This window comes from Pseudomonas sp. R1-43-08, assembly GCF_003852255.1.
Lineage (GTDB): Bacteria > Pseudomonadota > Gammaproteobacteria > Pseudomonadales > Pseudomonadaceae > Aquipseudomonas.
On sequence record NZ_CP027734.1, the window covers coordinates 2,159,372 to 2,171,794 of the forward strand.

General features: G+C 60.4%; 10 protein-coding genes and 1 pseudogene. 7 read left to right on the top strand and 4 right to left on the bottom strand.

The features are described 5' to 3' along the window. Positions 1-6 precede the first annotated feature (6 nt). The 4 genes and pseudogenes from C4J87_RS10000 to C4J87_RS10015 all read left to right on the top strand — a co-directional run bounded on the left by C4J87_RS10000 (position 7) and on the right by C4J87_RS10015 (position 3,900). Complete coding sequence (locus C4J87_RS10000; protein ID WP_124366631.1) at positions 7-840, top strand: phosphodiesterase; 834 nt, start codon at positions 7-9, stop codon at positions 838-840. Positions 841-964: 124 nt separating this feature from the next. Continuing rightward, positions 965-2,095 (top strand): annotated as a pseudogene (locus C4J87_RS10005) (5-methyltetrahydropteroyltriglutamate--homocysteine S-methyltransferase); the annotation flags it as partial. Between the two features lie 56 nt (positions 2,096-2,151). Continuing rightward, positions 2,152-3,261, top strand: a complete 1,110-nt coding sequence (gene zapE / locus C4J87_RS10010) for a cell division protein ZapE (RefSeq protein WP_124366632.1) — start codon at positions 2,152-2,154, stop codon at positions 3,259-3,261. 147 nt (positions 3,262-3,408) lie between these two features. Next, positions 3,409-3,900, top strand: coding sequence for a GNAT family N-acetyltransferase (locus tag C4J87_RS10015; protein ID WP_124362380.1), 492 nt, complete (start codon positions 3,409-3,411; stop codon positions 3,898-3,900). A gap of 100 nt (positions 3,901-4,000) precedes the next feature. On the opposite strand, the gene C4J87_RS10020 is transcribed toward C4J87_RS10015, so the two are convergent. The 4 genes from C4J87_RS10020 to C4J87_RS26100 form a co-directional block, all read right to left on the bottom strand. Further along, positions 4,001-4,213, bottom strand: coding sequence for a hypothetical protein (locus C4J87_RS10020; protein ID WP_124366633.1), 213 nt, complete (start codon positions 4,211-4,213; stop codon positions 4,001-4,003). A gap of 141 nt (positions 4,214-4,354) precedes the next feature. Then, positions 4,355-6,592 carry a TonB-dependent siderophore receptor gene (locus C4J87_RS10025; protein WP_124366634.1) on the bottom strand — a complete coding sequence of 746 codons (2,238 nt, stop codon included), beginning with the start codon at positions 6,590-6,592 and terminating at the stop codon, positions 4,355-4,357. 127 nt (positions 6,593-6,719) lie between these two features. After that, a complete protein-coding gene (locus tag C4J87_RS10030) occupies positions 6,720-8,462 on the bottom strand; it encodes a phosphoethanolamine transferase CptA (RefSeq protein ID WP_124366635.1) in 1,743 nt (580 codons plus the stop codon). A gap of 154 nt (positions 8,463-8,616) precedes the next feature. Then, positions 8,617-8,793, bottom strand: coding sequence for a DUF6026 family protein (locus tag C4J87_RS26100; protein WP_163003427.1), 177 nt, complete (start codon positions 8,791-8,793; stop codon positions 8,617-8,619). 257 nt (positions 8,794-9,050) lie between these two features. Here C4J87_RS26100 and gnd point away from each other — a divergent pair, with 257 nt between their 5' ends. From gnd to C4J87_RS10045, 3 genes are read left to right on the top strand one after another with little or no spacing between them, the layout of a single operon-like run. Continuing rightward, on the top strand, positions 9,051-10,034 hold the full coding sequence (gnd, locus tag C4J87_RS10035) for a phosphogluconate dehydrogenase (NAD(+)-dependent, decarboxylating) (RefSeq protein WP_124362384.1): 984 nt from the start codon (positions 9,051-9,053) through the stop codon (positions 10,032-10,034). Next, complete coding sequence (zwf, locus tag C4J87_RS10040) at positions 10,031-11,554, top strand: glucose-6-phosphate dehydrogenase (protein ID WP_124362385.1); 1,524 nt, start codon at positions 10,031-10,033, stop codon at positions 11,552-11,554. The genes gnd and zwf overlap by 4 nt, the downstream gene beginning before the upstream one ends. Further along, positions 11,551-12,375 (top strand): HAD family hydrolase, encoded by an 825-nt coding sequence (locus C4J87_RS10045; RefSeq protein WP_124362386.1) that lies wholly within the window; start codon positions 11,551-11,553, stop codon positions 12,373-12,375. Before zwf ends, C4J87_RS10045 begins: the two co-directional genes overlap by 4 nt. The last annotated feature ends 48 nt before the right edge of the window (positions 12,376-12,423 follow it).

Genomic DNA, 12,423 nt, shown 5'->3' on the forward strand with positions numbered 1-12,423 from the left:
TTGCTTGTGAATCGTCCGTTTCTTGTTGCGCAAATCAGCGACCTGCACCTTAAAGCTGGCGAGCGCCTGACGTATGGGGTGGTCGATACCTTGGGCGCGCTGCGCCGTGCCGTCGACCATTTGAACGCCAGCCATCCCCGGCCCGATATCGTGGTGATCAGCGGTGACCTGGTGGACTTCGGCCGCGCCGATGAATACGCCGTGCTGCACCCCGAACTCGCGCGCCTGCACATGCCGTGCTACCTGGTGCCCGGCAACCACGACACACGCGGTCCGTTGCTCGAAGCCTTCCGTGATCACGCCTATTTGCCGTCGTCGGCACAGGGGCCGCTGGACTGGGTGGTGGACGAGCATCCGCTGCGTTTGATCGGCCTGGACTCGACCATCCCCGGTGGCCATGGCGGGCAATTGCTGGACAGCCAGTTGCAGTGGCTGGACGCGCAACTGGCGCGACGCCCGGACGCGCCGACCTTGCTGATTCTGCACCACCCGCCGTTTATGAGCGGCATCGGCCATATGGACCGCGAACCGTTTATCAATGCCGCCGCCCTGGAAACAGTCGTGGCACGCCACCCGCAAGTGGAACGCCTGCTGTGTGGGCACCTGCACCGGCCGATGCAGCGACGCTTTGGTGGCAGCTTGAGCTGTGTGTGCCCCGGCACCTCCCATCAGATCGTGCTGGATTTGCAAGACGCCGCGCCCGCCCATTTCAACCTGGAGCCGGCGGGGTATCTGCTGCATCGCTGGGACGCGCAACAGGGGTTGGTCAGCCACAACGGCGTGTTCGGGGATTACCCCGGGCCGTATCCGTTCTATGACGCTCATGGGTTGATTGACTGATCCGATTGACCGTAGTCTAAACATGAGTGGAACTTGTGATCATCTAAAATAAAATGAGTTTGTCTCACTATAAGCATCTGCCGACAATGGCTGCCATTGAATACCTACAGTGGAGTTACAAGTCATGGCAGTCGCTCATTCCCTCGGATTTCCGCGCATTGGACCCGACCGTGAACTGAAGAAAGCGCAGGAAGCGTTCTGGAAGGGCGAACTCGACGAAGCCGGTCTGCGTGCGGTCGGCCGTGACCTGCGCAAGGCCCATTGGGCGCTGCAAAAACAAGCGGGCATTGAGCTGCTGCCCGCAGGTGATTTCGCCTGGTACGACCAGGTGTTGACCCACTCGCTGATGTTTGGCGTAGTTCCCGAGCGGTTCCGCCCAGCCGATGGCCAAGCCACGTTGCAGACGCTGTTCGGCATGGCCCGTGGCGTCAGCGATAACTGCTGCGGCGGTGCTCACGCCCAGGAAATGACCAAGTGGTTCGATACCAACTATCACTACCTGGTGCCGGAGTTCAGCGTCGACCAGCAATTCCACCTGGGGTGGAAACAGTTGTTCGAAGAAGTCCAGGAAGCGCGCGACCTCGGGCACAACGTCAAGCCGGTCGTCATCGGCCCGCTGACCTACCTGTGGTTGGGCAAGGCCAAGGGCGCTGACTTCGACAAGCTCGAGCTGCTCGACCGCCTGCTGCCGCTGTATGGTCAGATTTTCCAGCGCCTGGCCGAGCTGGGCGTGGAGTGGGTGCAGATCGACGAGCCGATCCTGGTGCTCGACCTGCCGCAGGCCTGGAAGAATGCCTTTGAGCGCGCCTATAACCTGATCCAGCGTGATCCGCTGAAAAAGCTGGTCGCCACCTACTTTGGCGGGCTGGAGAAAAACCTCGGCCTGGCCGCCAACCTGCCGGTCGATGGGCTGCACATCGACCTGGTGCGGGCGCCGGAGCAATACCCGGCCATCCTCGACCGCCTGCCGGCGTACAAGGTGCTGTCCCTGGGCGTGGTCGATGGCCGCAACCTAGGGCGCTGCGACTTGGAAAAAGCCCTGGCGACCTTGCAGCGCGCCCACGAAAAACTGGGCGATCGTTTGTGGGTGGCGCCGTCTTGCCCGCTGCTGTACAGCCCGGTGGGCCCGGAGCGTGACGACCGGCTGAACGTCGGGCCGGGCAGTTGGCTGACCTGCGCCTTGCAAACGTGCGCGCAAGTCGCAGCGCTGGCCCAGGCCGTCGACCCTCCTCAGATGCCAAGCGCCTGCGGAGCTGGGTTGACGGCGAAAACTGCGCGGCTGGCGTTCGCGTAGTAGGTCATACTGGCACCATGACTTTCGACTCGCCGCTCGCCGCCTATCAAGATGCTATCGCCCAGCAGGGTTTCGTGCCGGACGACGCCCAGCACGCGGCGGTGCAGGCGTTGCAAACCTGTCACCAGGCCTTGCACCAAGGCCATTCGCCGATTGCCGGCGTTTACCTGTGGGGGCCGGTGGGGCGCGGCAAGACCTGGTTGATGGACCAGTTCTATCAAAGCCTGCGCGTGCCGGCGCGGCGTCAGCATTTTCATCACTTCATGGGCTGGGTACACCAGCGCTCGTTTCAGCTCAGCGGTATCAAGGACCCGCTGCAGGCGTTGGCGCGGGAACTGAGCCGGGACGTGCGCGTGCTGTGCTTCGATGAGTTGTTCGTCAATGACATCGGTGACGCGATCATTCTCGGCCGGCTGTTCCAGGTGATGTTTGAGGAGGGCGTGGTGATGGTCTGTACGTCCAATCAACCGCCTGAGCAGCTGTACGCCGAGGGTTTCAACCGTGAACGGTTCGTGCCGGGGATCGCGGCGATCAAGCAGCATATGCAGGTGGTGGCGGTGGACGGTGGCGAGGATCATCGCTTGCACGCCGGTGTGGGCCTGCAGCGCTACTGGGTGAATCAGCCGGAGGCACTGGCCACGGTGTTCAAGCAACTGAGTGCGGGGCAAACGGTCAGTGAGGGGAGGGTGGTGAACGTGGGCCATCGCACGATGACGGCGGTGCAGGCCAGTGACACGGTGCTGTGGTGTCGCTACGCCGAGCTTTGCGAACAGCCGCTGGCCGCGATGGATTTCATGCTGCTGTGTGATCGCTTCAAGGCCATCCTGCTGGCGCAGGTGCCCAACCTCAGCGCACCGCAGCGCCCGGGGCGGATCGCCCGTGGCACCGAAGACGGGGCCGAGCGCGTTGTCGCAGGGGACCGTCACTTGCCGCAGCTGTCGGTGCACGACGACAGCGTGCGACGCTTTATCGCGCTGGTGGATGAATGTTACGACCGCAAGGTGCCGTTGTTCATCGAGGCTCAGGTGCCGCTGGAACGTCTGTATACCGAAGGCTACCTGGCGTTTCCTTTTCGGCGCACCTTGAGCCGCTTGCGAGAAATGCAGCTGCAGCGCTTCGGCGCCTGACCTCGGCCAGGGCTTTGGATGCCTGCAACCTGGGCGTTTTCTGTCAGGCATTTGTCGTTAATCTCCTTCATCTGCTGCTGACTCCATGCCTACAATCACCCCTCTCAAAGGGATTCGATTCCCTGGTTGTCGTTATCGAGGACGGAAATGGACACCCCTGACATCCTGGTGCTGCAAGCCAGCTACACCAACGCCGTGCACGCCGACGCCATCGGCTCGTTGCTCAACCACTATGCTGAAGATCCAATGGGCGGCGGGCACACCTTGCAAGCCGACCTGTTGCAGCAATTGCCTGGGGAACTGGCCAAGCGCCCCTATGCGTTCAGTGTGCTGGCGTTTGTCGGGGGTGAGCCAGCCGGGCTGGTCAATTGCTTCGAGGGCTTCTCGACATTCGCTTGTCGGCCTTTGGTCAATGTTCATGATGTGGTGGTGGCGAAACAGTTTCGTGGCTTGGGATTGAGCCAGAAGATGCTGCAAAAGGTCGAGGAAATCGCCCGGCAGCGCGGCTGCTGCAAGATCACCCTGGAAGTGCTTGAAGGCAATGAGTTGGCACAGTCGGCGTATCGCAAGTTTGGTTTCGACGATTCGGTATTTGATCCCGCCCATGGCCGCATGTTGTTCTGGAACAAGGCGCTGTAATAAAAAAATTGCAAAAAAAAGGCGCCATTGAATGGCGCCTGATAAACCTTTGCCAAGGGAGCGGAATGGCAGAGGGTGGTGCGGATTAACTCAATATTAATTAACTATTGGGTTGTACTGTTTCGGCAGTGGTGGCTTTAACCGGTTTGCCGTCGGCGGACGCAACTTGTTGTTCAGCCTTGCCGTGGGTTTTTTCCTGAATGAAGCTGAAGTTGTTGTAGAACTCTTTCGAACGCTCTGAGCCGCCTTCTGCAAAGGCGGCGGCGGAGGTCAGGGTCATCAGGCTGGCGAGCATCAAGGTCGAAAGTTTCATGGCGGTATTCCCATTTAGATTGATAGGTGATCGGTCACTCTCTGATCTGATCGTGGGGCGACTATGGCGTTATCCTATTAAGTGGGAATTAACGAAGTTCACCTGCGAAGTTAACAATTTTGTTAACTTCGCCAGGGGCCGTTATAGCCGCCAGTCAAGTGCCAGCGTGACCGAACGTGGATCGCCCCAATACACGCCGTTATAAAAGCCAACGCGTTCGTAATATTTCTTATCAAATAAATTGTTGACGTTAACCGACGCCGTAACATGTTCATCGAACTGGTAGCGCGACATCAGGTTGACCACGGTGTAGCCCTGTTGCGTGATTTTCTCCCGCGTGGTTATTGGTCTGCCTTCGCTGTTGCGCGCCCCCGTGGGGCGGTCGCCGAAGTCATACATCTCGCTCTGCCAATTCACCGCGCCGCCCACGGTCAGGTTGCGCCAGGCCCCCGGCAGGCGGTAAGCGCTGGATAACTTCAACAGGTTCAACGGCTGGCCGGTGTTGTTGCGCGTGCCTGCACCATTCACCGAATGGGTGTAGGTATAGCCCGCAGTCAGGTTCCAGTCCGGTGTGATTTCCCCGGCTGCTTCCAGCTCGAAGCCCTTCACCTTGTTGCCCTTGCCGCCGGACTTGTAGTACTCCTCGCCGGTGGCCGGGTTGCGCGGCACCGAGTCGTCCCGCTCGGCGACGTTGTCCTGGGTGCTCCAGAAATACGCAGCGGCCAGGTTCAGACGCTCGTTGAGTACGCTGCCCTTGAGCCCCACCTCATAGTTACTGCCCACCACCGGTTCCAGGTATTTCTTGTTGGCATCACGCGCATCCTGCGGCTTGAAAATGTCGGTGTAGCTCGCGTAGACGGTGTATTGCGGCGTGATGTCGTAAAGCAGCCCGGCGTAGGGCGTCCACATGTCGTTATGGGTTTGCCCGGTTTTGCCGGACGCGGTCAGTTGATCGTTGGCGTCGTATTCGGGGGCAGCGCTTTGCAGCTGCCAACTGCCGTAGCGACTGCCGAGTACGGCGTGCAGACGATCCGTCAGGCTCAGTCGAGTCGCGAGGTAGCCGGCCTTCTGTTGTTTCTTGCTGTGCTCACCCTTGAGGTCGGTAACGTAATCGCTGAACTTGCCGATGCCGCCCATGTATTTCCAGTCCTCGATGGGGTAGTAGCTGGAGGGCAGGTTGCTGCGCATGAAGGGCGAACTGTCGCGCTGCGCCGCCTCGCCATAACCCATCATCAGCGAGTGTTCACGGCCCAGCAGCGCGTAGCTGCCGGCCAGGTTGAGGTCGATGGCTTCCATTCTCGAGGTGCCGCGCATATGGCTGGCCCAGGCCGTCATGCCGCTGCGGTCGGCATTGGGGAACCCCGCGCCGCCGTAATACACCTTGCCATCGGTATCGCTCTGGCGATGGGTGTAGGCCGCCTTCAGATGCCAGTCGCCGCCCAGCCGATGATCGAGGGTGGCGAAGGTGGTTTTGTCGGTCAGTGGCCAGGAACTCCAGTGCGCTGCCATATTGGTGGAGCGCGACAGCCCGGCCTTGCCGCCCTGGCTGTTCCAGTACGGCACGGTGCCCCAGGAGGTGCCTTGTACCTGCTTGTCCTGGTAATCGAAGCCTACGGCCAGCACGGTGTCGTCGGAAAGGTCACCCTCGAGAATGCCGTAGCCGACCGCCCGCTGCAGGGCATAGTTGTCGCGAAAGGATTTGCTGTCACGGTAGGCCAGAACGCTGCGCCCGCGCAGTTTGCCATCGACGGCCAGCGGGCCGCCGACGTCGAGGTAGCTGTAGTAGTTGTCATGGGTAGCGCCGCTGATCCCGGTTTGCGCCTGCCATTGGGCGGTAGGGCGCTTGCGTACCATGTTGACGGTGGCCGAGGGGTCGCCCGCACCCGTCGTCAGGCCGGTGGCGCCGCGAACTACTTCGATCCGGTCGTAGATGATGGTGTCGGCGTCGCTCTTCATGTAGCCGAAGGTGTTGAGCATTCCGTCAATCTGGAAGTTGTTGATGCCGTAGCCACGGGAGGTGTAGGACACGCGGTCCGAATCGTTGTGCTGGACGTTGACGCCGGTGGTCTGGCGCAGCACGTCGGTCAGGGTGTTGAGGTTGAAGTCGTCCATCTGCTGGCGCGTGATCACCGAGATCGATTGCGGGGTTTCCTTGATCGACAGGTTCAGGCGCGTGGCGGTGTTCATGGAGCCGGTGGTGTAGGCGCCGGTGTGCTCGGTGGTCGCACCCAGGCCTTCGGCGGTGACAGTGGTGGCGCCCAGTTCGAGAGCGTTGGCGGGGGCGTGTTCGGGATCGGTTTCGGCCAGCAGTTCAGGGCTCAGCGCAAGGCTGAACAGGCCAAGGGTAAAGGTGATGGAACGGGTAAACGGCGCGAGCATCGCGGCAAACTCCTTGTCGTCTTTGAGACCGCCCCGGATGGGGTGGGCATGGCTCAAAGACGAAAGGAGGCGCGGATCTTTAGGCTTAAACGAGAATGATTGTTATCTTCTTGTTACGAGCCGCTGGTTACTTGGCCACCACGTCGGTGCTGTCGGCCTTTTTCGGCTTGATCAGACTGAAGTCAATCAACGCCTTTTGCTTGGTCTCGTAAGGGTTGCCGATCAGCAAGGGGCGCGGCTTGAAGCTGTCGCTGACCAGGCTTTTGCTGCGGTCCAGTTCATCGAAACTCAAACCTGCCAAGTCCGCCCAGGTGTGGATCAACTGCGAACTGCTGTAAGGCCGTTGCAGGTCGCCGGCGAAGCTCCAATCGTGGCTTTCGCGCCACTTGGGCGAGGCGTAGGCCATGAAGGGAATGGTGTACATCGGCGCGGTCGGCTTGCCTTCGTTGCGGCCCAGGGTGTCATGGCCGGCCGAGTCGAACACGTCTTCGCCGTGGTCCGACAGGTACAGCAGGAAGCCGTTGGGGTCGGTCTTGGCGTAGTCCTTGATCAGGCTCGACACCACGAAATCGTTGTATAGCACCGCGTTGTCATAGCTGTTGTACGTCGGCAGCTGTGCATCGCTGACACCGGGCGGCACGCCCTGGCGGTCGGTGAACTTGTCGAACGACTGTGGATAACGGTACTGGTAGCTCATGTGCGTGCCCAACAAGTGCACCACGATGAACTTGCGCTCGGCGGTATCGGCCAGGGCCTTGGAAAACGGGGCCAGTACATCGCCGTCGTATTGACGGGCGTTCTGGTTCCGGTTGTTGTTGAGGTACACCTGCTCGTCGGCCTGTTCGGAAAAGGTCGTGAGCATGGTGTTGCGCTTGGTCATGGTTTGCTGGTTGGTGATCCAGAAGGTCTTGTAGCCGGCCTGTTTCATCACGCTGACGATCGACGGCGTCTTGAGGTACAGGTCCGGGTTTTCTTCGTCGGCGAAGGTCAGTACCTGCTGCAGCGCTTCGATGGTGTACGGGCGCGGTGTAATGACGTTGTCGAACACCGCCAGTTGGTCGCGCAGCTTGTCCAGTTCCGGCGTGGTGTTACGCGGGTAACCATACAGGCTCATGCGCTGGCGGTTGGTGGACTCGCCAATCACCAGCACCAGGGTGGACGGCTGGCCGGCCATGCTGTCCTTGAGGTTCTTCAGCGGTGGGATCTGGCTGGCACTGGTCAGCATGCCTTGCATATTGTCCAGCTGTTCGGTGTAGCGGCGGTAGGCGACGATCATCTGCCACGGCACGGCCGGTTCGATCCGGGTTTCGAAGCGGTCGATGGCCAGCTCCATGGTTTCGCTGGTGGCGATCTGCTTGACCAGCGGGTAGCCGACCACGGCCAACACAATGGCGATTGCCGCCACGATCGACTGGCCGCGCGGCAAGTACACCGGGCGCAGGCGTGTCCACAGGAAAACCGCGAAGGCGGTGTGGGCGATGAACGCCAGCACGATCCACCAGGCAAAGTACTGGGTGGCGTATTCGCCCGCTTCAGAAATGTTCGACTCGAACATGATGAAGATGACGCTCTGGGAAAATTCCTGCTGGTAAATGAAGAAATAACCCAGGCTGGCCATGGAACAGGCCCACAGTACTACGCCGATCAAGGCAGCGAGCAGGCGTGTTTGCCGGGGGAACAGCAACATCGGCGCCAGCCACAGCGCACTCATGAAGAACGCCTGGCGGAAACCGCTGAAGCCGGACGTGCCGGTCAGTTGGATAAGAAGTTGGGTAATCCCAGAGAAATACCAGAAAAACAGGAATAACCAGCCAAGGCCGGCCCAATCAAAGCCTTTCGCAGTCGTCGTGCTGCGTTTGAACATCGCCATCCAGCGCCCCATCAGAAAATAATCGTCGCGCACAGGCGCGCGACATCGGGCCGCCCAGAAAGTGAGCGGCATCGCGGGCGGGAGTATCGGGATAAGTGTGTGAAAACTTTGTGAGTTTTCTGTAGGTATTGCCTTACAGGCTCGCCAGGGCGGGTCAGCAGAGCGCGGGCTTGGCGCCGGACGGCAGTTCAAGCTGGGCCTGCAGATGTGAACGCAGACGCAGGACTTCCTGTTGCAACTGATCGCGCTCGTCCTTCAACTGGCGCAATTCATCGCGGCGGATGCTGACGTAGAGGGTCTGAGGCGGTCGGGTCATCTGTGCTGTGCTCATTGCTTACCTCGCAAATAGCGGTCAACGGCGCTGCCGAATCGGTTCGCGGCAACAGTCGGAGGTAAGTCTGAATTCTTTTTCACACCAAGGGAACTTTTTTATTTTTGGTGGTCGTGTGACTTTTCCAGGGGTGATGGTGAAATGATGGCAACTTTTTTGCCATGAAACTACACGGATCCGCTCTGGACTAACCCTCATTAGCCTCATTGCGCTATAAACTATGTCACACATTTTTTTGCAGTTAGGAGCATCAGCACATGCAACTGGGGATTATCGGACTAGGCCGCATGGGCGGTAATATTGCGCGGCGCCTGATGCTCAATGGGCATTCCACCGTTGTTTATGACCGTAATGAAGCATTCGTAAAGGGCTTGAGCGAGGAGGGCGCCACTGGCGTCGCCGGGCTGGAGGCCCTGGTGGCCGGCCTGCAAAAGCCGCGCGCGGTATGGGTAATGCTGCCGGCGGGCGCGCCGACCGAAGACACCATCAATGAACTCAGTGAGCTGCTGGAAAGCGGTGACGTGATCATCGACGGCGGCAATACCAATTACAAGGACGACGTGCGTCGCGGCAAGGCCCTGGCGGAAAAGGGCCTGCACTATGTTGACGTCGGCACTTCGGGCGGTGTCTGGGGCCTGGAACGTGGCTACTGCATGATGATAGGTGGCGACGTGGAAACCGTGCAGCGCCTCGACCCGATCTTCAAGAGCCTCGCTCCCGGTATCGGCAGTATCCCTCGCACCAAGGACCGTTCGGCTTCTGCCGACCCACGTGCCGAGCAGGGTTATATCCATGCTGGCCCAGCGGGCTCCGGTCACTTCGTCAAGATGATCCATAACGGCATTGAATACGGAATGATGCAGGCGTTTGCCGAAGGCTTTGACATCCTCAAGACCAAGAACTCGGAAAACCTGCCTGAAGATCAGCGCTTCGACCTGAACGTGGCCGACATCGCCGAAGTCTGGCGCCGTGGCAGCGTGGTGTCGTCGTGGCTGCTGGACCTGACCGCCGATGCCCTGGCCACCGACCCGAAACTCGACGGCTACTCCGGCTCCGTGGCCGACAGTGGCGAAGGCCGCTGGACCATCGAAGCGGCCATGGAGCAAGCGGTGCCGGTACCGGTGCTGTCCACCTCGCTGTTCGCCCGTTTCCGTTCGCGCCAGCAGAGCACCTACGGTGACAAAATGCTCTCGGCCATGCGCTTCGGCTTTGGCGGCCACGTGGAGACTTCCAAAAAATGACCGCCAACGGCAAGAAACCCAAGGCCGAACCCGCTCCACCCACTACATTGTTCTTGTTTGGCGCCCATGGCGACCTGGTCAAGCGCCTGCTGATGCCGGCGCTGTACAACCTGAGCCGCGACGGGTTGCTGGGCGATGGCCTGCGTATCGTGGGCGTTGATCACAACGCCGTCAGCGACGCTGACTTTGCCAAGAAGCTCGAGGATTTCATTCGCACCGAGGCGGCCAGCAAAGTCCGGGGTAATGCCGACAATGCGCTGGACCCACACCTGTGGGCCCAGTTGGCCAAAGGCATCAGCTACGTCGAGGGCGACTTCCTCGACGACAGCACCTACGCGGATATCGCGCAGAAAATTGCCGACAGCGGCACCGCCAATGCCGTGTTCTACCTCGCGACCGCACCGCGCTTCTTCAGTGAAGTGGTGCAACGCCTGGGCAGCGCCGGGTTGCTCAATGAAACCGAGGAGGGCTTTCGCCGCGTGGTCATCGAGAAACCGTTCGGTTCCGACCTGGCCTCCGCCGAAGCCTTGAATGCGTGCCTGCTCAAGGTGATGAGCGAGAAACAGATCTATCGCATCGACCATTACCTGGGCAAGGAAACGGTGCAGAACATCCTGATCAGCCGTTTTTCCAACGTGCTGTTCGAAGCGTTCTGGAACAATCACTACATCGATCATGTGCAAATCACCGCTGCGGAAACGGTCGGCGTGGAAACCCGCGGCAGTTTCTTCGAAAAAACCGGCACCCTGCGAGATATGGTGCCCAACCACCTGTTCCAGTTGCTGGCCATGGTTGCCATGGAACCGCCTGCAGCCTTCGGTGCCGACGCGGTGCGCGGGGAGAAGGCCAAGGTGGTGGGGGCAATCCGCCCCTGGTCCCTGGAAGATGCGCGGGCCAATTCCGTTCGCGGCCAGTACACCGCCGGTGAAATCGCCGGCAAGTCGCTGCCGGGTTACCGTGAAGAAGCCAACGTCGCGCCCGACAGCAGCACCGAGACCTTCGTTGCGCTGAAGGTGATGATCGACAACTGGCGCTGGGTCGGCGTGCCGTTCTACTTGCGTACCGGCAAACGCATGAGCATCCGCGACACCGAGATCGTGATCTGCTTCAAGCAGGCGCCTTACGCGCAATTTCGCGACACCGAGGTCGATGAGCTCAAGCCTACTTACCTGAAGATCCAGATCCAGCCGAACGAAGGCATGTGGTTCGACCTGCTGGCGAAAAAGCCTGGGCCGACCCTGGAGATGGCCAATATCGAACTGGGCTTCGACTACAAGGACTTCTTCGAGATGCAACCGTCGACCGGTTACGAGACGCTGATCTACGACTGCATGACTGGCGACCAGACTTTGTTCCAGCGCGCCGACAACATCGAGAACGGCTGGCGGGCCGTGCAGCCGTTCCTGGATGCCTGGAAAGAAGATGACGGTATCCAGACCTACAAGGCTGGCGAAGATGGCCCGGCGGCGGCTGACACCTTGCTGGCCCGTGATGGTCGCACCTGGCACAGCCTCGGATGAGTGATGCAGCGATTCATCCCATCCGCTTTATCCTCAGTGACGTGGACGGCACGTTGCTGCATCCGGATCACAGCCTGAGCCAGCGCACCGCCGATGCGGTGCGCGCGCTGCGTGAGGCCGGGGTGTTTTTCAGCCTGGCCAGCGGGAGGCCACCCAAGGCCATGCTGCATTTGATCGAGACCTTCGGTATCGACGTGCCGGTGGCGGGCTTCAATGGCGGCACGTTGATCAACCCGGATGGCAGCATCCTGGTGGCCCACCATCTGCCGGCGGAAGCAGCCCTGGTGACTTTGGCGCTGTTTTCCGCCGAGCCGGACGTGGAAGTGTGGGTGTTCGCCGACGGCGATTGGCTGCGTCGTGACCCGCCCGGGCCGATGGTGCAGCGCGAAGCCGATGGCCTGGGGTACGGGCCGGTGGTGGTCGAGAGTTTCGAGCCGTACCTGGACCGGGTCGACAAGATTGTCGCCGCCAGCAACAACACGCAATTGCTGGTGGAGCTGGAGGCGCAATTGCAGCCCAAGGTGCAGGGCTTGGCCCAGGTGTCGCGTTCGCAGCCGGTTTACCTGGATGTGACGGCGATGCTGGCCAATAAAGGCGAGGCCTTGAAGACCATTGCGGCGCACCTTGGGGTGCCGCTTGCGCAAACGGCGGCCATTGGTGACGGTGGCAACGACCCGGCGATGTTCCAGGTGGCCGGTTTATCGATCGCAATGGGCCAGGCGGAAGAAACCGTCAAGCGTCAGGCCAGTGTCGTCACCGGCAGTAATGTCGAAGACGGCGCCGCTGAAGCGTTCGAGCGATTTATGCTGACCGCGCGATAAGTAAGTCAAACTTCCGATCACGCGAGTGCAGTGATCGGAAGTTAACCT

Bases quoted from the DNA above. Each gene is read 5' to 3' on its own strand.
- C4J87_RS10030 (WP_124366635.1), bottom strand. From the start codon at position 8,462: ATGGCGATGTTCAAACGCAGCACGACGACTGCGAAAGGCTTTGATTGG.
- C4J87_RS10045 (WP_124362386.1), top strand. From the start codon at position 11,551: ATGAGTGATGCAGCGATTCATCCCATCCGCTTTATCCTCAGTGACGTG.
- zwf (WP_124362385.1), top strand. From the start codon at position 10,031: ATGACCGCCAACGGCAAGAAACCCAAGGCCGAACCCGCTCCACCCACT.
- C4J87_RS26100 (WP_163003427.1), bottom strand. From the start codon at position 8,793: ATGAGCACAGCACAGATGACCCGACCGCCTCAGACCCTCTACGTCAGC.
- zapE (WP_124366632.1), top strand. From the start codon at position 2,152: ATGACTTTCGACTCGCCGCTCGCCGCCTATCAAGATGCTATCGCCCAG.
- gnd (WP_124362384.1), top strand. From the start codon at position 9,051: ATGCAACTGGGGATTATCGGACTAGGCCGCATGGGCGGTAATATTGCG.
- C4J87_RS10015 (WP_124362380.1), top strand. From the start codon at position 3,409: ATGGACACCCCTGACATCCTGGTGCTGCAAGCCAGCTACACCAACGCC.
- C4J87_RS10025 (WP_124366634.1), bottom strand. From the start codon at position 6,592: ATGCTCGCGCCGTTTACCCGTTCCATCACCTTTACCCTTGGCCTGTTC.
- C4J87_RS10020 (WP_124366633.1), bottom strand. From the start codon at position 4,213: ATGAAACTTTCGACCTTGATGCTCGCCAGCCTGATGACCCTGACCTCC.